Below are 18,213 nucleotides of genomic sequence, written 5' to 3'. Positions count from 1 at the left end.
GCAGGCAGGATTGGATATGCTCGCATGCTCTGTCATGGGGGGTGAGTTGACGCAAATTCATAAAACTCATCTTCATTATGAATACCCGTAAAAGGCCGGGCCATGCTTGACGTGGGTCGATGCACCATTCGTGCCAGATCGGCAGCGGCAAGCAGCAGGGCGGCAAGGTTCGGCGCCGCCAGATAGAGCGGGCGCCAAGACGGGGCGAAGGATTGCTTGAACCGGCGCAAGCCCGGTGACTGTCGCAAGCCGAGCCAGGCGCAAAGAGGCAGCTTTCCGATGCGGGGCGTTGTGACGGATGCGAGTGACAGACGCGGGACGTTCTCTTCTTTTGCGACCGAAATGGCCGCCCGGATCAGCGCATGCATGGTCCCCTCGGGCGTTTGGGGACTGGCCCGCATCAGGTCGAGGCACCATTCGCCATCGCTTTGATGAAAGCTTGCAAAGGCCACCAGATTGTTTTCATGCCAAGCCAGAAAGACCCGTTGAGCCGATAGATAGGCGGCATCGAAGCGGCCCATTGTGGTCCCAAGCGCCGGCCCTCGCGCCATCAGCCAGGCCTGATCGACCTCAGACATCGCGCGCCAGGGTTTGGGATCTGGCGCTTCGCTACACCGAATGCCCGCGCGGGCGGCCTGGCGGAGCTTACGGCGCAATTGTCGGCATTCCGGGCCGGTTTCATCGAAACGGGCGGGGTAAAGGATCCCCTCATCAGAGATGTGTATCACGGACCATCCGGCATCGCGGGCCTCCACCGCGTGATGTGCGCTGCATTTGTAAAGTGCGGCAACCGCGTTGCGTGCCCGAGCGGCCGCTTGAAGGGGCATCAGCGCGGCCCGCGTTTGTCCGATGACCGGGTCGCTCAGGAGGGTTTCTGTCTGAGGTGTCTTCAAGACCGCTGCCGCGCCCTCGTCATAGGAGAGGATGCGGCCCGATGTCTGCAGGATCACCCCCACCTCGGCGCGCGGGGCTCGTTTGCGCAAACCGGGATGGCTGGTGGGCAGATGCCGGCGCGGCGCGAACCGAAGCGGGCGCAAGAGGGCGAGGCCTGCAAACGCCGCAGGCAGGGCATAATAAATCAACCGAAAACCAAGAATGCTGCACATCAGGCTGGTCTCGTCGATTTGGGGCAATGCGGTCAGAAGACTAAGCTCAAACGGGCCTACGCCGCCTGGCGCGCCAGATAGAAGCGAGGCGCCAAGGGCCATAAGATAAGCGCGAAGAACGGCCGAAAACTCCCCGATGGGAAGGCCGGGCATTAACAGGAAAAAGGCCCCGGCCGCTGCCAGAGTGTCGACCGCCGTCCAAAGCAAGATGGCCGAGAGGGCGGGCAGGGTCGGCAGACGGATGCATCGTCCAAAGACCTGAAGTCGTGGGTGAAAAAATATTGTCACGCAAGCGCCGAAGAAGGTTGCGATGGCAAGGCATGCGAGCCAGCCAAGCTGCAAGGTCGTGATCCCAATCACCGTTGCGGTGACAAGTGCCCAGGCAAGAAGGAAGCTGACGGCGACAAAGGCGGTGACTGCAAATGCGGCTCTCAGGGACAGCCCCGGCAGCATGCGCCACCGGGCGAACGCGCCGGTGAGCAGCCCGAAGCCCAAGCTTTGAGAGAGCGCGATGGCAACAATGCCGGAGGGGCGGGCCGCACCCGCCGGCACAGGCGTGCCCAGGTGCCGGTGCGCCACGGCATCATAACGGCCAAGCGCCCAAAAACTGACAGCGCTGAGCGGGGCCGCCAGGACCCATCTTGTCGGCGAGATGTCCTGTAAACCCGCGCGCAGAATGTCCGTGTCGATGTGTTGGAGGCGCTGGGTCACCACCCAAAGGCAAAGCGCGGCCAGCGACAGGGGGATGCCATGACGCAAGGCCGCCAACAGGCGGTGTCGCTGCGATAGACGCGGGGCGGTTTTTAGAAGCATGCCGGTCCTTTCACGAAGTTCCGGCACGCTAGCGGCGAGCTCTTACATCTCCCTTAAAATCCGGACGATGTCAGCTGACTTCACTCATGATCTGGGCCTTTGCCTCGGCCATGAGTTCGACCATTTTCGCGCGGATCGTCGCCTCGTCCGCCCGGTGATCGAGATCGCCCGAGACCTTGCGATAGACATCCTCATCGCCGGCTTCCTCAAAATCGGATTTCACGACCTCGCGGGCATATTCGGCAGCTTCATCCCCGGACTTTCCAAGCAATTCCGCGGCCCAGAGGCCCAGAAGTTTGTTGCGCCGGGCCTCGGCTTTGAATTGCATGTCAGCGTCATGGGCGAATTTGGCCTCGAAGGCGTTTTCGCGGTCATCGAATGTGGTCATCGGCCTCTTCCATTGGCGAATTGGTACAACAAAGATATGTCCTGCAATGGTCGCCCCTTCAAGAGAAAGCCGCGTGCTTGCGGCAGCGCGGTGCTTGCACTAAGAGGGCGGCCATGGCAGAGGCGGCTTTTCGCTTCCTGATCCCGAAAGGCACCTGATGGCGCGGCGCAAGAAAATCTATGAAGGCAAGGCTAAGATCCTTTACGAAGGGCCGGAACCCGGCACCATCGTTCAGTATTTCAAGGACGACGCCACAGCCTTTAACGCCGAAAAGAAAGACGTCATCGAAGGCAAGGGCGTTCTGAACAACCGTCTGTCCGAATTCTTCATGACGGGCCTGAACAATGTCGGCGTGCCCACCCATTTTCTGCGCCGCCTGAACATGCGCGAACAATTGGTCCGGTCCTGCGAGATCATTCCGCTGGAAGTGATCGTGCGCAACTATGCGGCGGGAACGATGTCGAAACGGTTGGGCATCGAGGAGGGGACACAATTGCCCCGCCCGATCATCGAGTATTGCTATAAGGATGACGGGCTGGGCGATCCGCTGGTCACCGAAGAGCATATCGCGGCATTCGGCTGGGCCAGCCAGCAGGATATGGACGATATCCTGAGCCTTGCGCTGAGGGTGAACGATTTCCTGTCGGGCGTGATGTTCGGCGTCGGCATCCGGCTGGTCGACTTCAAGATTGAGATCGGGCGGGTTTACGACGGCGATTTCCAGCGTCTTGTCGTGGCCGACGAGATCAGCCCCGACAGTTGTCGGCTGTGGGATATCGAAACGGGCCAGAAGCTCGACAAGGATGTGTTTCGCCGCGATCTGGGCAGCCTCACGGATGCCTATACAGAGGTGGCAAGGCGGCTTGGGGTGATGCCCAAAGGGGCCACGATGATGACCAAGCCCACATTGATCAACTGATCCAAGCACGGGAGAGCACGGGATTTTCCGTATTTGGATCGAGAAGAAGACAGGACCGCATCAAGGCCGGTCGGGGAGACGATGATGAAAGCGCGCGTTCATGTGATGTTAAAGGCCGGAGTGCTGGACCCGCAGGGCGAGGCGGTCCGCCACGCGCTGGGGGCCATGGGATTTGACGGGGTCGAGGGCGTGCGCCAGGGCAAGGTCATCGACCTCGATCTGGCAGAGGGTACGTCGGAAGAGGCAGTGCGGGAGATGTGCGAAAAGCTCCTCGCCAACACCGTGATCGAAAGCTACCAGATCGAACTGACCGGATAAGGAGATCTTTCCATGCATGCAGCGGTTCTGGTCTTTCCCGGCTCCAATTGCGATCGCGATCTGGCCGTCGCCTTCGAGGCGGCAGGCGCAAAGGTCAGCATGGTCTGGCACAAGGACACAGTCCTGCCCGAAGGCGTGGACATCGTGGGCGTGCCGGGCGGATTTTCCTATGGCGATTATCTGCGCTGCGGGGCCATTGCCGCGCAATCGCCGATCTGCGGCGCGATGGCGGACCATGCGGCGCGCGGCGGCTATGTCATGGGGATCTGCAACGGCTTTCAGGTTCTCACCGAAACGGGCCTTTTGCCTGGTGCCCTGCTGCGGAATGCGGGCCTGAAATACATCTGCAAGACGGTGGGCCTGCGGGTCGAGACCTCGCAAAGCGTTTTCAGCGAAGGCTATAATGCAGGTGATGTGATCGACATCCCCATTGCCCATCACGACGGCAATTACTTTGCCGACGACGCCACGCTTGATGCGCTGGACGTGGACGACCGGGTTGTTTTTCGCTATACCGACACTCCCAATGGCTCGGCCCGCGACATCGCTGGGATCGTGTCGGAAAACCGGCGGGTTCTGGGAATGATGCCGCATCCGGAACGGGCGGCGGATGAAGGGCATGGCGGCACCGATGGTGCGGCCCTTTTTCGCGCATTGACGGGCGTCCTGACCGCAGCGTGACTTGAGTGCAAGCCCGGGGCCGCGTAGCGTGCTGTCATGGCGCGAACAGAAACTCCTGAGACAAGCCCGCTTGAGCGTGTACGCATCGCCACCACCGGATGGCGGATCAGGTTTGCGCTGATCTTCTTGCTGGTTGCGGCCATCGTGACCGTGTCGGTGACGAACTGGTGGCTCACCAACCGATTTACCGAAAGCACCAAGAACCGGGCAGAGCTTCGGCTGGCGCTTTACAGCGGCAATCTGGTGAGCGAGCTGCGCAGCAACGCCATCGTACCGCAGCTTCTGGCGCGGGATCCCACCCTCATCGGTGCCCTGAATTCCAACGATTACAGCCAATCCACCCAGCGTCTGATTTCGTTTGTCGAGGAGATTGGCGCGGCCTCGCTGATGATGCTGAACATCGACGGGCGCACGGTCGCCGCAACGGACCGGAACGTGCTGGGCTCTCTGCACCGGTCCGAGCCCTACTTCATCGAGGCCGTCCGGTCGAACGCCACCGTCTTTTCGGTCATTCCGCGTGAGGCGGGGGGCTATCGTTTCACCTATTCGCGCAGGCTTGAAAGCGGAGCGAACGTGCTGGGCGCGATCGTGGTGGAGGTGGACCTGCAGAAGTTCGAACGCGCCTGGGCCGGGATTTCGGATGCGGTTGCGGTGATGGACAGCCAGGGCCGGATCATCCTGTCGACGGAGCCGCGCTGGCGCGGGCTGAACGAGGACGAGGCCCTGGCCCTTCAGACACCGCAAAGCGCGATCACCCGGGCGATCCGGGCCACAGCCGATTGGACGGCGCTACCGGCGGATGCCTATATCCAGGGCGAGGCGGTGATGCGGCTGGATGCCCGCGTGCCGTTTCGCGGCTGGAAGATCACCTCTTACACGACCTATGCGTCGATCCGGGAACGGGTGAACGGCATTCTGGCCCTGGAAATCATGGGATTCGCCATTCTGCTTGCACTGGCGTTCTATGCGCTCAGCCGGAAGACGGCGTTGCGCATGGCGCTCTTCCAGCGGGAGTCGGCAGAGCTTCGCGCATTGAACCAGAGGCTACAGCGGGAAATCGCCGAACGCGAAAGGGTGCAACAGAACCTTGAAGTGGCTGAACAATCGCTGGCGCAGTCCAGCAAACTGGCCGCCTTGGGAGAGATGTCGGCGGCGGTCAGTCACGAGCTCAACCAGCCATTGGCGGCGATGAAGACCTATCTGGCCGGCGCCCGGCTTTTGCTGAACCGCAACCGCCCGGACGAGGCGCTTTCGTCCTTTGGCCGCATCGACGATCTGATCGAGCGGATGGGCGCCATCACCCGTCAACTCAAATCGTACGCACGAAAAGGTGGGGACGCCTTTTCCCCTGTAAATATGGGGGATGCGCTGGCCTCCAGCCTGTCGATGATGGAACCTCAGCTGCGCCAGCGCCACGTGCAGATCACGCGTATCTTACCGGATCAGCCGGTCTTTGTGATGGGGGACCGGATGCGCATTGAGCAGGTGATGATCAACCTGATCCGCAACGCCCTGGATGCGACCAAGTCAGTGAGCGATCCGGAGGTCGAGATCATTCTGGCGGCGGGGGAAACCGCAACCCTCACGGTGCGGGACAACGGCCATGGCATCGATGATATCGGCGCGCTGTTCGAGCCGTTCTACACGACCAAACAGCCCGGCGATGGCGTGGGCCTCGGTCTTGCCATATCCTCTGGTATCGTGAACGACCTTGGTGGGCGGCTTACTGCGCGAAATGGCCAACAGGGGGGTGCGGTGTTTGAAATGCAACTCCCCATATTGGACGAAGAGATCGAAGCCGCCGAGTGAGTTAAGGATAGGAATTCGTTATGGCCCAAGCCATGAAGATTGCAATTGTCGATGACGAACAGGACATGCGTCAGTCCATCAGCCAATGGCTGGCGCTGTCGGGATATGACACCGAAACATTTGCCAGCGCCGAGGATGCGCTGAAGGTGCTGGGGCCGGAATATCCGGGCATCGTCATTTCAGACATCAAGATGCCGGGCATGGATGGCATGCAGTTCCTCAAGAAGATCATGGGCAACGACAGCGCGCTGCCCGTCATCATGATCACCGGCCACGGCGATGTGCCCATGGCGGTCGAGGCGATGCGCGTCGGTGCGTTCGACTTCCTGGAAAAACCGTTCAACCCGGATCGCATGTCGGAGCTTGCCAAGCGAGCCACCGGCGCACGGCGCCTGACCATGGACAACCGCGTCCTGCGGCGCGAGTTGAGCGATGGAAACCAGCTGATGAAGAAGCTGATCGGCTCGTCCCCGGTCATGGAGCGGCTGCGCGAGGATATCCTGGATCTGGGCCAGGCCGATGGTCACGTCCTGATCGATGGCGAGACGGGCACGGGCAAGACCCTGGTGGCGCACGCTTTGCACGCAGTGGGCAGCCGGGCCGGCAAGAAGTTCGTGCTGGTCAGCTGTGCCGCGCTGGACGAGGAGGTGCTGTCGAAACGCCTGTTCGGGCCGATGAACCCGGACGATGCGCAGCTTCCTGCCATTGAGGAGGCGCGCGGCGGAACGCTGGTTCTGGAAGATGTCGAAGCGCTGAGTGAAAGCCTTCAGGCGCGCCTGCTGAGCGCGATCAACGAGCAGGGCACACCTGCCGAGACGCGCATAATCGCCATCAGCAACATGCAGGAGCAGGATCGCACCTGCGAGGATGCGTTGCGCCCTGATCTCTTCTACCGTCTGGCGGCCTTGCGCATCACCGTGCCACCGCTGCGCCAGCGCGGCGAGGATATCCTGACACTCTTCACCCGCCTGAGCGAGCAGTTTTCGGAAGAATATGGCTGCGATGCGCCGCAGGTGACGGCCCAGGAAGCCGCACAGCTTCTGCAAGCGCCCTGGCCGGGCAATGTCCGCCAGCTGATCAACATCGCGGAGCGGGCCGTGCTGCAGTCACGGCGCGGCTCTGGCACCATCGCGTCTCTTCTGATGTCGGATCACGAAGAGATGCAGCCGGTGATGACGACCGAAGGCAAGCCGCTGAAGGAATATGTCGAAGCGTTCGAGCGGATGCTGATCGACAATACGATGCGGCGTCACAAGGGCTCTATCGCGTCGGTCATGGAAGAGCTGTGCCTGCCACGCCGGACGTTGAACGAAAAGATGGCCAAATACGGATTGCAACGCGCGGACTACCTGTAGCCGCATGGCGGTCCGGCGGATCGTGGCGAATATTGCGGCGCCCGATCCGTCGGTCGCTGCATCCTTCTACACCGATTGCCTGGGGCTTGAGATCGGGATGGATCTTGGCTGGATCCTGACCGTATCGCAGCCTGCGGCTGAGCAGCCCATTCAGCTTTCCTTTGCCCAGCATGGCGGATCCGGCACGCAGGTGCCCGACCTTTCGATCGAGGTCGATGATTTAGATGGCGTGCGAGACAAGCTTGTGGCTGCGGGATTTACCCCGACCTATGGACCGGTTGATGAGCCATGGGGCGTGAGGCGGTTTTACGTGCAGGACCCGTTTGGCCGCTGCATCAACATATTGGAGCATGCCGGGTAAGCCGGGGTCTATGCCCCCATTTTGACCAATTGCCGCGCGCTCCCATTGTCATCGGTATAGCAGAAATAGCTGCCTGATCCGGGCACGTCGATGATGTATTGGTTCACCTCGACCACCGGCAGGGTGGTGTTGGGCCGCGCATTGGAGACGCCTGCCGTTGCATTCACCGCGCGCACGCAGCTTTTGTTGCCGCGCAGGTCCAGCAACGCGTCAGGATCATCCATCACCGCGATCTCGTCGCAGGCCGACAAACCAAAACCAAGTGCCACGAGCATCATTGTTGCGTTGCGCATACGTTACCCCAGATCTTTTCGACAAATTTTCGGGCTTCCGTCGCGCTGTCAAGATGCGGAACGGCCGTTGGATGACTTTGCCCATTGTCTTTTACGTCACGCTCCCCTTATGTTGGTCGAACGGGCGTTGCCGCCGCTTGGCGTCAGCGAAGACCCGTTGAGTGTTTCGCTGCGGCGGCGCCGCGATGGCCGGGACGGGCCCGCACGTTTCCGCAGGCAGAGAGAAGATCCGCGACGCGGGTCATGAGTTTGCTCTGGCACCCACGACGGCGCCAGGGAGAGAATGGGCAGGATCGGGGCCACTCCCCACCTGTCGGAGAAGAACCGCGATGACGCGCGAGAGAGCATTGAGCATCCGTGCAGGGGGCGAAAGAGCCCAGGCCTGCCGCACGTCAGCTATCGCCCAGACAAGACACATCCCTCACCGCGCGCGCCCGCCAGGGTCCACGCGGCGGAGGGCGTGCAACAAGGACATATGGCAAAGAAAATGCTTATCGATGCCACCCACGCGGAAGAGACCCGCGTCGTGGTGGTGGACGGAAACAAGGTCGAGGAGTTCGATTTTGAATCCGAAAACAAACGGCAGCTTGCCGGCAATATCTATCTCGCAAAGGTAACACGGGTCGAACCGTCGCTGCAGGCGGCCTTTGTCGACTATGGCGGAAACCGCCATGGGTTCCTGGCCTTCAGCGAGATTCATCCGGATTACTACCAGATCCCCGTCGCCGACCGAGAGGCGCTGATGGAGGAAGAACGCGCCTATGCCGAAGCGATGAAGGCACGGGACGAGGAAGAAGAGGCAAAGACCCAAAAGCCACGCCGGTCTCGCTCGCGCGCGAAGGCAAAGGCAGAGGAGGTCAAATCCGACGACCCTGTCGAAACCAAGGAGGTCGAGACCGAGATCAATGGAATGGAAACCATTGATCTGGAGGACGAGGCATCCGATCCGCTTGACGTCCCCGAAGGCACCTCGCCGATGGAGATCGTCAAGGAAACCCCGGTCGAGGAACCCCAGGACGGCGACAGCCCGAAAGACACCGAAGATACGGGCGAGGCAGAGGAGGGCTCCTCGGTCGAGGCAGGCGATGCGGACGCTGATGAGGCGGAAGCGGAGGATAGCACATCCGAAGATGACGCGGCCGCAATGGAGGCGGACGCACCAAAAGGTCGGCGCGCCGACGCGACGTCGAAAGACGACAGCATCGAATCCGTTGCCGACGAAGATGACAGCGAGGATATCCGCCCACCGCGCAAGCCGCGCCCGCGCCGGTACAAGATCCAGGAAGTCATCAAGGTTCGTCAGATCCTGCTTGTGCAGGTCGTCAAGGAAGAGCGTGGCAACAAGGGTGCGGCACTCACGACCTATCTCAGCCTTGCTGGCCGCTACTGCGTTCTGATGCCGAACACCGCCCGCGGCGGCGGTATCTCCCGCAAGATCACAAACGCCACCGACCGCAAGAAGCTGAAGGATATCGCCAACGAGATCGACGTCCCCCAGGGGGCGGGCCTGATCGTACGGACCGCCGGAGCCAAACGCACCAAGGCGGAGATCAAGCGCGACTACGAATACCTTCAGAGGCTCTGGGAACAGATCCGCGAGCTGACGCTGAAATCCATCGCACCGGCCAAGATCTACGAGGAAGGCGACCTGATCAAACGCTCGATCCGCGATCTTTACAATCGCGAGATCGACGAGGTCTTCGTGGAAGGCGAGCGCGGGTATCGCATCGCCAAGGACTTCATGAAGATGATCATGCCGTCCCATGCCAAGAACGTGAAACGCTACGAAGATGCGCTGCCTCTCTTTGCGCGCTACCAGGTGGAAACGTATCTCGGCGGGATGTTCAACCCGACCGTGCAGCTGAAATCCGGCGGCTATATCGTGATCGGCGTGACCGAGGCGCTGGTGGCGATCGACGTGAACTCCGGTCGCGCGACCAAGGAAGGCTCGATCGAGGAGACCGCGCTCAAGACAAACCTCGAGGCCGCCGACGAGGTGGCGCGCCAGCTGCGTCTGCGCGACCTTGCGGGTCTCATCGTGATCGACTTCATCGACATGGATGAGCGCAAGAACAATTCCGCCGTCGAAAAGCGCATGAAAGAACGGCTCAAGACCGACCGCGCGCGCATCCAGGTGGGCCGCATCTCCGGCTTCGGCCTGATGGAGATGAGCCGCCAGCGCCTGCGCCCTGGCATGATCGAGGCCACCACCCAGGCCTGCCCGGCCTGTCACGGCACCGGTCTGATCCGGTCCGATGACAACATGGCCCTGTCGATCCTGCGCCAGATCGAAGAGGAAGGCACCCGCCGCCGCTCCCGCGAAGTGCTGGTGCGCTGCCCGGTCAATATCGGGAACTTCCTGATGAACCAGAAGCGCGAGCATATCGCCCAGATCGAAGCGCGCTACGGCCTGGCGGTTCGGATCGAAGGGGATCCGCATCTGGTCAGCCCCGATTTCGCGCTGGAGAAGTTCAAGACGGCCACAAGGATCGTCGCGGCCAGCGCGCCCGTTGTGTCGGTCGATACCTCGATCATGGATCAGATCGATGCCGACGAGGACGAGACAGCGTCCGAGGAGGCACCCGCTCCAACAGGCGAAGACGGCGATCAAAAGCCCAAACGCCGCCGCCGTCGGCGCCGCCGCCGGAAATCCGGCAATGGTGAGGACCGGGCAAGCGATGAGGGTATAGACACCCCCTCTGAAACGACAGAGCCGCAATCCGAAAACGCCGACGCCGCCGCAGAGAGCGAAGAGGCCCCGCAAAAGCCCGCCGAAGCGGAGGCCGAGGCGGCAGACCTAGAGGCAGCCGAAGAAAAGCCCAAGCGCACGCGGCGCAGGACCCGCAAGAAAGCGCCCGAGGCCGAGGTGGAGACCACCACCCCCGAAGCGCCCGCCGAAGCTTCTGCCGAGGCGAGTGAAACGGAAGCGGTCGACGCGCCCCAGCCCGAAGAAAAGCCCAAGCGCAAAAGGGCCTCTCGTGCGAAAAAACCGAAGGCGGAGGCCGAGCCGCCCGCCGAGGCCGCGCCTGAAGAGCCCACAGAAGAAGCGCCCGCGTCCAAGGCTGACCCGGCGCCGGAGCCGACGGCAGAGGCAGAAGCAGAGCCGATGTCTGCGGACCCGCAGCCGGCACCCGAAGTTGCGCCCGAACCGGCGGCTGCCGCGCCCGAGCCGGCGCTGGAGCCGGTCGCCGAAACCCCGGCGGAGCCTGAGCCGCAGGAGCCCCCCAAGCCAAAGCGGCGTGGCTGGTGGTCGCTGGGTAAATAAACGGCAAAGCGGGGCCATTGTGCCCCGCTTTTCTTATCCGCCCTTACGGATCATATAGGTCTGGTGCGGCCCATCGTCTCGCTGCTCCACCAAGACGTGCCCCGCCTCAGCACAAAAATGCGGAATGTCCACCAAGGCGGCAGGATCGTCCGCACGCACCTCGAGAAGCGCGCCGTTTTCCATGGATTTCAAGCGCTTGCGTGCCTTGAGAACGGGCAGAGGGCACAGCAGCCCCGTCGTGTCGAGCATGTCTGTCATTTGGGTCATATCTGTCGCATAAGCCGCATATTTCACCCTGTCCACAAGGTTGTGACCGTCCCGGGTGGTGACGCGGGCGGGTCAATCCCATATCCCCGTGAACATGTTCGGAATTGACATCATCGACGCAGCCCTTCTGCCTGCCATGTTCGTGGCACTGACCGCCGGGATCATCAGCTTCCTGTCACCCTGCGTGCTGCCCATCGTGCCGCCTTATCTGGCTTATATGAGCGGCGTCTCGGTAAACGAGATCCAGGATGAAAGCGGCGCGCGGCGCAAGGCCACAATCTCGGCCCTGTTCTTCGTTCTGGGCCTCTCGACCGTCTTTCTGTTTCTAGGCTTCACCGCCTCGGCCTTTGGTACGTTCTTTCTGCAAAACCAAGAGCTTCTGGCTCAGATCGCGGGTGTGGTCGTCATCGTCTTCGGCCTCCATTTCCTGGGCATTTTCCGGATCCCGATCCTTGATCAGGAGGCGCGCTTCGAAGCAGGGGACAAGGGGGGGTCCTCCTTCGGTGCCTATGTGCTTGGCCTTGCTTTCGCCTTTGGCTGGACCCCCTGTATCGGCCCTCAATTGGGTGCGATCCTGTCGCTTGCCGCCTCGGAGGCTTCCGTGACGCGCGGCACTGTCCTTTTGGGGATCTATGCGGCGGGCCTTGGCATCCCCTTCCTTCTGGCCGCGATGTTCCTGACCCGTGCCATGGGCGTGATGAACCGTCTCAAACCGCACATGAAAACCATCGAACGGGTTATGGGTGGCCTTCTGGTGCTTGTCGGCGTGGCCCTCCTGACCGGCGCCTTCACCGCCTTTTCATGGTGGCTGCTGGAGATGTTTCCAGCACTTGCGCTGATCGGCTGACGCCTTACTCTCGCCGCAAAAGCCTTGTATCTTCACCGGAATGGTGAGGCGATGATGGCGCAAGATCTCAACAGACCGGTTCTGCGACGGCGGGTGTTCTACATTCCCGGCTACGATCCTATTCATCCTCGCCGCTACCGCGAACTCTACCGGTCCGAAGGGGCGGCGCAGGCCGGGATCTCTGGCTACGATATCGCCCTGAAACCCAAAACGACCAAGGGTCCTTATGGCTGGCACGTTTCGGCCCGCATGGACGGACAGCAGGTTGAAACGGATGTCGAGGTGCTTGTCTGGTCGGACATCGTGCGCGACAGCATGGACAGCTCTATTCCCGCGACATACGCGCAGCTGGCCCGCACCGCCTGGACCTACATCGCGAGCGGCGCACTCAGCCGGTTGATGCGGTTGCGCAAGGGTCCGGTCATCGCCGCACTCTATCCCGTGGGCATGCTTCTGGGACAGGCCCTGCTGGCACTCCTTGCGGCGCTGGTTTTGGTGCGGCTTCTTGGATGGGCGACCGGGTTTTTGCCCGATCTTTTGTCGGGGGTCCTGAGCTGGTGTGTCGCTATCGTGGCGGCCGTCGCGCTCCTTCGGTGGTTCAAGGCCAAGGATAACAGGCTCTTTGCCTACTACCTGATGCATGACTACGCCTATTCCGCGCGCCGGCGCGGTGCCAACCCGCCGGAGCTGGAAGCGCGCATTTCCGACTTCACCGATCTCATTGCCACTGCTCTGACCGAAGATGTGGATGAGGTGCTGGTTGTCGGCCATTCCTCTGGCGCGCATCTGGGGGTATCGGTTCTGGCCGATTTGATCCGGGCAGGCCGGGTGCCGCCCGATGGTCCGGCCTTGGGCTTTCTGTCGCTGGGCCAGGTGGTTCCGATGGTGTCATTCCTGCCCGACGCACATCGGTTGCGGGCCGATCTGCAATATCTCTCTGCCCGGGATGAGCTGGCCTGGATCGACGTAACCGCTCCCGGAGACGGCTGTGCTTTCGCGCTCTGCGATCCCGTCACCGTGTCCGGCGTGGCACCTGCCGACAAGAAATGGCCGCTCGTCTTCTCTGCCGCGTTCACGCAGACTTTGTCGCCCGCACGCTGGAAAGAGCTGCGCTGGCGGTTTTTCCGACTTCACTTTCAGTATCTTTGTGCCTTCGACCGACCAAGGGATTACGATTATTTCCAGATAACCGCGGGCCCTCGCACACTGGCCGCGCGCTATGACGGGCGCCCGGCCTCGCGGTCGCGCATCGATGTGCCGGTGAGCAAGTATACCTCGGTCCAGGCTGCATGATCCCGCCCAAGCCGCCGTCACGTCCCGATCGTGTGTCGCTCTGGCGGTATGCCAAGCTCTTTCGTCAGGACATCCTATCGGCGCAGCCCGCGCGGCTTTACCGCGCCTGGATGGCTGAGTTCCGCACGCCGTTTTTTCGCTCTTATCTCGTCAACCAGCCGGACCTCGTGCAGACGATCCTCAAGGACCGTCCGGGCGATTTCCCAAAATCGGACCGGGTGGGCGAGGGGCTGCGCCCGCTTCTGGGCAACTCGGTGTTCCTGACCAACGGTCCGGAATGGGAGCGGCAGCGACGCATCATTGATCCCGCCTTCGAAGGGGGACGCCTGAAAGAGATCTTTCCTGCCATTTGGGATGCGGCGGAGGCTGCGGTGCGCCGGCTCGATGTCCATGCAGGTGACGCGGTAGAGATCGAAGCGCAGACCAGCCATGCTGCGGCGGATGTGATCTTTCGCACGCTTTTCTCGATCCCGATCGAGCATGAGATCGCGAGCCAGGTCTTTGATCAGTTCCGCGCCTATCAGCGGACCCAACCGATCCTCAACCTCGCGGCCTTCCTGCCGGTGCCCCGCTGGTTTCCCCGCTTTTTCCGCCGCGAGACGAAAAAGACCGCGGCGCAGATCCGCGCGCTGATCACAGAACTCACCAAGGCAAGGATGGCCGAGATCGAGGCGGGGCGCGCACCGGACGATCTTGCCTCGAAGATCATGACCACCGAGGACCCTGAGACAGGTGAACGCTTCGACACCGAGGAGATGGTGGATCAGGTCGCGATCTTCTTTCTCGCAGGGCACGAGACCAGCGCCTCGGCGCTGGCCTGGACGCTCTACCTCATGGCGCTTTATCCCGACTGGCAGGAGCGGGTGGCAGAGGAGGCGCAGGCCCTGGAGCATCCCGATTTCGCGGTGATGTCGCGTCTGAAGCTGAGCCGCGATGTCTTTCGCGAAGCCCTGCGGCTTTACCCTCCGGTGCCTATGATGGTCCGCCAAACGACTTGCCCTGAGCGTTTCCGTGACAGGTCGATCCCGGTGGCCTCCCAGATGGTGCTGAGCCCCTGGCATCTGCATCGGCACGAACGGCTTTGGGACAATCCCGACGGGTTCGATCCGGGCCGCTGGGCCACGGAGAACGGCAAGACCTGCCAGCGGACGGCTTATATGCCGTTCTCTGCCGGCGCGCGGGTCTGCACCGGCGCGGGCTTTGCGATGGTCGAAGGGGTGCTGATCCTGTCGATGTTGCTGAAACATTTTCGGTTCGAACGGGTCGAATGGCGTGTCCCCGAGCCCGTTGCTCATTTAACGGTCAGATCGCGGGACGGGATCTGGCTGCGGATCGCGCGCCGGGCCGGCTGACAAACTGCGCACTACCCAGCGCAGGTCAATTGGTCTAGAGAGCGGTCAGCTTACACATAAGAGAGATTTGTCATGGCAGAGGATATGTCCGCCACACAGGCGCAGCACGATCAGATCGCAAGCGGAGCGGGCTTTATTGCGGCCCTGGACCAAAGCGGCGGCTCCACGCCCAAGGCCCTGGCGCTTTACGGCGTGACCGAGGATGCCTATTCGAACGACGAAGAAATGTTTGCTGAAATGCAGGCGATGCGCGCGCGCATCATCCTCGCCGACGATTTCGATCAGTCGAAGGTGATCGGTGCCATCCTGTTCGAACGCACGATGCGTGAGAGCATAGATGGCGTGCCGGTGGCCGAGTTTCTCTGGAGCCGGAAAGGGGTCGTGCCGTTTCTCAAGGTCGACAAGGGACTTGAGGATCAGGCCGACGGCGTGCAGGTGATGAAGGAAATCCCCGGTCTGGACGAGACATTGGCAGAGGCGCGGACGCACGGGGTTTTCGGAACCAAAATGCGTTCGGTCATTCACGAGGCGAATGCAGGCGGCATTGCGAACGTGGTGGCGCAGCAATTCGAGATCGGCAAGGCAATCGTGGCGGCGGGCCTCGTTCCGATCATCGAGCCGGAGGTCAACATCCATGCCGAAACCAAGGCCGAGGCAGAAGCGCTCCTGAAAGAGGAGATCCTCAGACATCTCGACGCGCTGCCTGATGGCGACGTGGTGATGCTGAAGCTGACGATCCCAACCGAAGCAAATCTTTACGATGCGCTGGCCGACCATCCCAAGGTTTTGCGCGTGGTGGCGCTGTCGGGTGGATACAAAACGGACGATGCCTGCGCCCGCTTGGCGCAGAACGGCAAAATGATCGCGAGCTTCTCGCGCGCTCTGACGGAGGGGCTTGATAAATCGATGTCGGATGCTGAATTCAATGCGGCCTTGGGGAGCAACATTAACAAGATCCACAGCGCTTCGATCTGATCCGACACTGGCAAGATCCACGTTTTCCGTGGCGGAAAACGTGCGCATTGCAGGCTGGCGTTTCTAATAGCGCCCTGGAATTCGTGACGAATTCCAGGGCGTTTTTCGTGACGAAAAACGCGACTACAGGATCAACCTGATCGGCGCATCATTGCAGAAGATGACAATCTGTCCGCCGTTTTCGACCGCGTGAAATCCGCGTCGCCGCAACTCATCCTCGAACCGCGCGCGACCGACAAATCTGTAGATGTCCCGCCGCTTGCGCCGGATCACGCCGCCTTCGCGCGCCGCCCGGGCGCTGAAGATGTCGCGGAGATAGTTTTCCGGGCTCAATGGAGATGTTGCAAACTCATCCATGCCCGCAACCCTGCCAGATCGAGGTTAACGGTGTCTGAACCAGTTGAGCACATATACCCGGATGGCCGAGGCCAATCCGGCCTCAAGGCCTCTTGACGCATCAATCTCAGCGGCCAATTGATTTATCGGCTTGCCCTGTGCTTTGGCAATTTCCTGAAACGCGTCCCAGAAGGCGTCCTCCAGCGACACGCTGGTGCGGTGCCCTTTCAGGGTCAGTGAACGTTTCGCCGGCCGGGCACTCATTCCTCGGACCGGTGCCCGTCGAGATCGCGGCGTGCTTTCTCAGTCCTCTTCCGTTCGGCCTCTTTTTCCGCCTTGCTGCGGCCGAAGCGCACGGCGTTTTCGTCCGCGCGGGCCTTTGCTTCGGCCCGCGCCTTTGTCTTTCGATACCGGTTCAGATTGACCGGCTTGCCGTTCATTTCGGGCCGATCATGTTCTCGGGGCGCACCACGCGTTCGAATGTGTCTTCATCGACAAAGCCCAGCTTGACCGCTTCTTCTTTCAGCGTCGTGCCGTTCTTGTGTGCCGTCTTGGCCACCGTTGTCGCATTGTCATAACCGATTTCAGGCGCCAGGGCCGTCACCAGCATCAGGCTCTCACGCATCAGCTTGTCGATGCGGCCTTCATCTGCTTGCAGCCCCGCGATCAGGTTGTCGGTGAAGGCGACGGAGGCATCGCCCAGAAGCTGCATGCTCTGCAGCACATTATAGGCCATCATGGGTTTGTAGACATTGAGTTCGAAATGCCCTTGGCTGCCTGCAAAGCCGACCGCCGCGTCATTGCCCATGACATGGGCGCAGACCTGGGTGAGCGCTTCGCACTGGGTCGGGTTCACCTTGCCCGGCATGATGGACGAGCCCGGCTCGTTTTCGGGCAGGACCAGTTCGCCCAGTCCGCAACGGGGGCCTGAGCCCAGGAGGCGGATGTCGTTGGCGATCTTGAAAAGAGAGGCCGCGACGGTCTTCAGGGCGCCTGAGATCTCGACCATCGCGTCATGGGCGGCGAGGGCTTCGAACTTGTTGGGTGCGGTGACGAAGGGCAGGCCTGAGATCTCGGCCATATGCCCGGCAACCGCCTCCGCCCAGCCTTGTCGCGTGTTGAGCCCGGTCCCCACCGCCGTGCCGCCCTGTGCCAGCTCGTAGATGCGGCCCAACGCGTCTTTCACGCGTTGAATGCCCATCGCGACCTGATGGCTGTAGCCGGAAAACTCCTGGCTCAGTGTCAGCGGGGTTGCATCTTGCGTATGGGTCCGGCCGATCTTGATGATACCGTCGAAGGCCTGCACCTTTTCGTCCAGTGCCGCGTGCAGCTTTTCCAGCCCTGGGATCAGAACGTGATGCGCGGTCATCGCCGTGGCGATATGCATCGCTGTCGGGAAGGTGTCGTTGGAAGACTGGCCCATATTGCAATGATCGTTGGGATGGACCGGATCCTTGGAGCCCATCACCCCGCCCAGGATTTCGATCGCGCGGTTGGCGATCACCTCATTGGCGTTCATGTTGGATTGCGTGCCCGATCCCGTTTGCCAGACCACCAGTGGAAAGTTGTCGTCGAGCTTCCCGTCTACCACTTCGCCCGCTGCTTCGATGATGGCGTCCGCCAGCTTGGCATCAAGCGTACCTTGGGCCTTGTTCTGCATCGCACAGGCCTTCTTGATTACGCCCAAAGCGCGGACAATTGCCACCGGCTGCCTTTCCCACCCGATGGGGAAATTCAGGATCGAGCGTTGCGTCTGCGCGCCCCAATACTTGTCGGCGGGCACGTCGAGCGGGCCAAAGCTGTCGGTTTCGGTGCGGGTGTCGGCCATGGGTCAG

At 61.6% G+C, this 18,213-nt stretch carries 19 protein-coding genes; 11 read left to right on the top strand and 8 right to left on the bottom strand.

Going from position 1 to position 18,213, the window contains the following annotated elements:
- Positions 1-32: 32 nt before the first annotated feature.
- The gene (locus CFI11_RS12790) at positions 33-1,919 is read right to left on the bottom strand and encodes a phosphatidylglycerol lysyltransferase domain-containing protein (protein WP_130406519.1); all 1,887 of its coding nucleotides are present in this window, start codon (positions 1,917-1,919) and stop codon (positions 33-35) included.
- 70 nt (positions 1,920-1,989) lie between these two features.
- Complete coding sequence (locus tag CFI11_RS12785) at positions 1,990-2,307, bottom strand: DUF1476 domain-containing protein (protein WP_130406517.1); 318 nt, start codon at positions 2,305-2,307, stop codon at positions 1,990-1,992.
- Positions 2,308-2,464: 157 nt separating this feature from the next.
- Between CFI11_RS12785 and purC the strand changes: the two genes are divergently transcribed.
- The 6 genes from purC to CFI11_RS12755 all read left to right on the top strand — a co-directional run bounded on the left by purC (position 2,465) and on the right by CFI11_RS12755 (position 7,750).
- On the top strand, positions 2,465-3,226 hold the full coding sequence (gene purC, locus CFI11_RS12780; protein ID WP_130406516.1) for a phosphoribosylaminoimidazolesuccinocarboxamide synthase: 762 nt from the start codon (positions 2,465-2,467) through the stop codon (positions 3,224-3,226).
- Positions 3,227-3,310: 84 nt separating this feature from the next.
- Positions 3,311-3,544 carry a phosphoribosylformylglycinamidine synthase subunit PurS gene (gene purS / locus CFI11_RS12775; RefSeq protein WP_130406514.1) on the top strand — a complete coding sequence of 78 codons (234 nt, stop codon included), beginning with the start codon at positions 3,311-3,313 and terminating at the stop codon, positions 3,542-3,544.
- A gap of 12 nt (positions 3,545-3,556) precedes the next feature.
- Positions 3,557-4,225 (top strand): phosphoribosylformylglycinamidine synthase subunit PurQ, encoded by a 669-nt coding sequence (gene purQ, locus CFI11_RS12770; RefSeq protein ID WP_130406512.1) that lies wholly within the window; start codon positions 3,557-3,559, stop codon positions 4,223-4,225.
- A 36-nt stretch (positions 4,226-4,261) separates the two neighbouring features.
- Positions 4,262-6,034 carry an ATP-binding protein gene (locus CFI11_RS12765; RefSeq protein ID WP_130406510.1) on the top strand — a complete coding sequence of 591 codons (1,773 nt, stop codon included), beginning with the start codon at positions 4,262-4,264 and terminating at the stop codon, positions 6,032-6,034.
- Positions 6,035-6,054: 20 nt separating this feature from the next.
- Positions 6,055-7,389, top strand: a complete 1,335-nt coding sequence (locus CFI11_RS12760) for a sigma-54 dependent transcriptional regulator (protein WP_130406508.1) — start codon at positions 6,055-6,057, stop codon at positions 7,387-7,389.
- 4 nt (positions 7,390-7,393) lie between these two features.
- On the top strand, positions 7,394-7,750 hold the full coding sequence (locus CFI11_RS12755; RefSeq protein WP_130406506.1) for a VOC family protein: 357 nt from the start codon (positions 7,394-7,396) through the stop codon (positions 7,748-7,750).
- An 8-nt stretch (positions 7,751-7,758) separates the two neighbouring features.
- Here the strand turns inward: CFI11_RS12755 and CFI11_RS12750 are convergent, their stop codons facing one another.
- On the bottom strand, positions 7,759-8,043 hold the full coding sequence (locus CFI11_RS12750; protein WP_130406504.1) for a hypothetical protein: 285 nt from the start codon (positions 8,041-8,043) through the stop codon (positions 7,759-7,761).
- Positions 8,044-8,518: 475 nt separating this feature from the next.
- Between CFI11_RS12750 and CFI11_RS12745 the strand changes: the two genes are divergently transcribed.
- Complete coding sequence (locus tag CFI11_RS12745) at positions 8,519-11,308, top strand: ribonuclease E/G (protein ID WP_130406502.1); 2,790 nt, start codon at positions 8,519-8,521, stop codon at positions 11,306-11,308.
- Between the two features lie 33 nt (positions 11,309-11,341).
- On the opposite strand, the gene CFI11_RS12740 is transcribed toward CFI11_RS12745, so the two are convergent.
- Positions 11,342-11,575, bottom strand: coding sequence for a sulfurtransferase TusA family protein (locus CFI11_RS12740; protein ID WP_130406500.1), 234 nt, complete (start codon positions 11,573-11,575; stop codon positions 11,342-11,344).
- 94 nt (positions 11,576-11,669) lie between these two features.
- Here CFI11_RS12740 and CFI11_RS12735 point away from each other — a divergent pair, with 94 nt between their 5' ends.
- The 4 genes from CFI11_RS12735 (at position 11,670) to CFI11_RS12720 (ending at position 16,042) form a co-directional block, all read left to right on the top strand.
- Positions 11,670-12,422 (top strand): cytochrome c biogenesis CcdA family protein, encoded by a 753-nt coding sequence (locus tag CFI11_RS12735; protein ID WP_130406498.1) that lies wholly within the window; start codon positions 11,670-11,672, stop codon positions 12,420-12,422.
- A gap of 54 nt (positions 12,423-12,476) precedes the next feature.
- Positions 12,477-13,715: a hypothetical protein gene (locus CFI11_RS12730; RefSeq protein WP_130406496.1), complete on the top strand. Its 1,239-nt coding sequence runs from the start codon at positions 12,477-12,479 to the stop codon at positions 13,713-13,715.
- Positions 13,712-15,067: a cytochrome P450 gene (locus CFI11_RS12725; RefSeq protein ID WP_130406494.1), complete on the top strand. Its 1,356-nt coding sequence runs from the start codon at positions 13,712-13,714 to the stop codon at positions 15,065-15,067. The genes CFI11_RS12730 and CFI11_RS12725 overlap by 4 nt, the downstream gene beginning before the upstream one ends.
- A gap of 72 nt (positions 15,068-15,139) precedes the next feature.
- Positions 15,140-16,042 carry a fructose bisphosphate aldolase gene (locus CFI11_RS12720; RefSeq protein WP_130406492.1) on the top strand — a complete coding sequence of 301 codons (903 nt, stop codon included), beginning with the start codon at positions 15,140-15,142 and terminating at the stop codon, positions 16,040-16,042.
- Between the two features lie 123 nt (positions 16,043-16,165).
- Here the strand turns inward: CFI11_RS12720 and CFI11_RS12715 are convergent, their stop codons facing one another.
- From CFI11_RS12715 to fumC, 4 genes are read right to left on the bottom strand one after another with little or no spacing between them, the layout of a single operon-like run.
- A complete protein-coding gene (locus CFI11_RS12715) occupies positions 16,166-16,399 on the bottom strand; it encodes an N-(5'-phosphoribosyl)anthranilate isomerase (protein WP_130406490.1) in 234 nt (77 codons plus the stop codon).
- A 24-nt stretch (positions 16,400-16,423) separates the two neighbouring features.
- Complete coding sequence (locus CFI11_RS12710) at positions 16,424-16,642, bottom strand: ribbon-helix-helix domain-containing protein (RefSeq protein ID WP_130406488.1); 219 nt, start codon at positions 16,640-16,642, stop codon at positions 16,424-16,426.
- Positions 16,639-16,818 carry a DUF4169 family protein gene (locus CFI11_RS12705; RefSeq protein WP_130406486.1) on the bottom strand — a complete coding sequence of 60 codons (180 nt, stop codon included), beginning with the start codon at positions 16,816-16,818 and terminating at the stop codon, positions 16,639-16,641. The genes CFI11_RS12710 and CFI11_RS12705 overlap by 4 nt, the downstream gene beginning before the upstream one ends.
- A complete protein-coding gene (fumC, locus tag CFI11_RS12700; protein ID WP_130406484.1) occupies positions 16,815-18,206 on the bottom strand; it encodes a class II fumarate hydratase in 1,392 nt (463 codons plus the stop codon). The genes CFI11_RS12705 and fumC overlap by 4 nt, the downstream gene beginning before the upstream one ends.
- Positions 18,207-18,213: the final 7 nt, after the last annotated feature.

It is taken from the genome of Thalassococcus sp. S3, assembly GCF_004216475.1.
GTDB lineage: Bacteria > Pseudomonadota > Alphaproteobacteria > Rhodobacterales > Rhodobacteraceae.
This window is presented reverse-complemented; position numbering and strand designations above follow the sequence as displayed.

Bases quoted from the DNA above. Each gene is read 5' to 3' on its own strand.
- CFI11_RS12735 (WP_130406498.1), top strand. From the start codon at position 11,670: ATGTTCGGAATTGACATCATCGACGCAGCCCTTCTGCCTGCCATGTTC.
- CFI11_RS12740 (WP_130406500.1), bottom strand. From the start codon at position 11,575: ATGACCCAAATGACAGACATGCTCGACACGACGGGGCTGCTGTGCCCT.
- CFI11_RS12730 (WP_130406496.1), top strand. From the start codon at position 12,477: ATGGCGCAAGATCTCAACAGACCGGTTCTGCGACGGCGGGTGTTCTAC.
- purQ (WP_130406512.1), top strand. From the start codon at position 3,557: ATGCATGCAGCGGTTCTGGTCTTTCCCGGCTCCAATTGCGATCGCGAT.
- CFI11_RS12705 (WP_130406486.1), bottom strand. From the start codon at position 16,818: ATGAACGGCAAGCCGGTCAATCTGAACCGGTATCGAAAGACAAAGGCG.
- CFI11_RS12790 (WP_130406519.1), bottom strand. From the start codon at position 1,919: ATGCTTCTAAAAACCGCCCCGCGTCTATCGCAGCGACACCGCCTGTTG.
- CFI11_RS12710 (WP_130406488.1), bottom strand. From the start codon at position 16,642: ATGAGTGCCCGGCCGGCGAAACGTTCACTGACCCTGAAAGGGCACCGC.
- CFI11_RS12785 (WP_130406517.1), bottom strand. From the start codon at position 2,307: ATGACCACATTCGATGACCGCGAAAACGCCTTCGAGGCCAAATTCGCC.
- CFI11_RS12715 (WP_130406490.1), bottom strand. From the start codon at position 16,399: ATGGATGAGTTTGCAACATCTCCATTGAGCCCGGAAAACTATCTCCGC.
- CFI11_RS12755 (WP_130406506.1), top strand. From the start codon at position 7,394: ATGGCGGTCCGGCGGATCGTGGCGAATATTGCGGCGCCCGATCCGTCG.
- purS (WP_130406514.1), top strand. From the start codon at position 3,311: ATGAAAGCGCGCGTTCATGTGATGTTAAAGGCCGGAGTGCTGGACCCG.
- fumC (WP_130406484.1), bottom strand. From the start codon at position 18,206: ATGGCCGACACCCGCACCGAAACCGACAGCTTTGGCCCGCTCGACGTG.
- CFI11_RS12750 (WP_130406504.1), bottom strand. From the start codon at position 8,043: ATGCGCAACGCAACAATGATGCTCGTGGCACTTGGTTTTGGTTTGTCG.
- purC (WP_130406516.1), top strand. From the start codon at position 2,465: ATGGCGCGGCGCAAGAAAATCTATGAAGGCAAGGCTAAGATCCTTTAC.
- CFI11_RS12765 (WP_130406510.1), top strand. From the start codon at position 4,262: ATGGCGCGAACAGAAACTCCTGAGACAAGCCCGCTTGAGCGTGTACGC.
- CFI11_RS12745 (WP_130406502.1), top strand. From the start codon at position 8,519: ATGGCAAAGAAAATGCTTATCGATGCCACCCACGCGGAAGAGACCCGC.
- CFI11_RS12720 (WP_130406492.1), top strand. From the start codon at position 15,140: ATGGCAGAGGATATGTCCGCCACACAGGCGCAGCACGATCAGATCGCA.
- CFI11_RS12725 (WP_130406494.1), top strand. From the start codon at position 13,712: ATGATCCCGCCCAAGCCGCCGTCACGTCCCGATCGTGTGTCGCTCTGG.
- CFI11_RS12760 (WP_130406508.1), top strand. From the start codon at position 6,055: ATGGCCCAAGCCATGAAGATTGCAATTGTCGATGACGAACAGGACATG.